General features: G+C 44.0%; 1 protein-coding gene. It reads right to left on the reverse strand.

Annotation, left to right across the window (positions count from 1 at the left end; genetic code table 11):
* On the reverse strand, positions 1 to 1,124 hold a 1,124-nt coding region (gene tuf, locus E6X37_RS10330; RefSeq protein ID WP_128114531.1), incomplete at its 3' end, for an elongation factor Tu.
* Between the last annotated feature and the right edge of the window lies 1 nt (position 1,125).

The raw sequence follows: 1,125 nt of genomic DNA on the forward strand, positions 1-1,125 counted from the left end.
CGAAGACCTTCTTCGATAGCGATTGGAGTAATCAATTCGATTTCCATTGTTACGTTATCGCCAGGCATACACATTTCTACACCTTCAGGAAGGTTTACAACACCTGTTACGTCTGTTGTACGGAAGTAGAATTGTGGACGGTAGTTGGAGAAGAATGGAGTATGACGGCCACCTTCTTCTTTAGTCAATACGTATACTTCTGCTTTGAATTTTGTGTGTGGGTTGATGGAGCCTGGTTTAGCCAATACTTGACCACGTTCGATGTCTTTACGATCAACACCACGAAGCAATGCACCTACGTTGTCACCTGCTACTGCAGAATCCAACACTTTACGGAACATTTCAAGACCTGTTACTACATATTGTTCAGCTTTTTCTTTCAAGCCTACTACTTCAACAGTATCACCAACGTTTACTTGACCACGTTCAACACGGCCAGTTGCTACTGTACCACGACCAGTGATTGTGAAAACGTCTTCCACAGGCATCAAGAATGGTTTATCAGTATCACGAACTGGTGTTGGGATGTAGGAGTCTACAGCGTCCATCAATTCGTCAATTTTAGCTACATATTGAGCATCGCCTTCCAAAGCTTTCAACGCGGAACCTACAACGATAGGTACTTCGTCGCCAGGGAATTCGTAGGAAGAAAGAAGTTCACGAACTTCCATTTCTACCAATTCGATCAATTCTTCATCGTCAACCATGTCAGCTTTGTTCAAGAATACTACAATTGCAGGAACACCAACTTGGCGAGCCAACAAGATGTGTTCGCGAGTTTGAGGCATAGGGCCGTCAGCTGCGGATACAACCAAGATAGCGCCGTCCATTTGAGCCGCACCAGTAATCATGTTTTTAACATAGTCAGCATGGCCTGGGCAGTCAACGTGTGCATAGTGACGGTTAGCAGTTTCATACTCAACGTGTGCAGTGTTGATTGTGATACCGCGTTCGCGTTCTTCTGGAGCTTTATCAATCATGCTGTAATCTTGGAAGTCAGCTTGACCTTTTTCAGCCAATACTTTAGTGATTGCAGCAGTCAAAGTAGTTTTACCATGGTCAACGTGACCGATTGTACCGATGTTAACATGCGGTTTCGTACGTTCAAATTTTTCTTTTGCCATT

The sequence above is a fragment of the Veillonella parvula genome, assembly GCF_032550495.1.
Lineage (GTDB): Bacteria > Bacillota > Negativicutes > Veillonellales > Veillonellaceae > Veillonella > Veillonella parvula_G.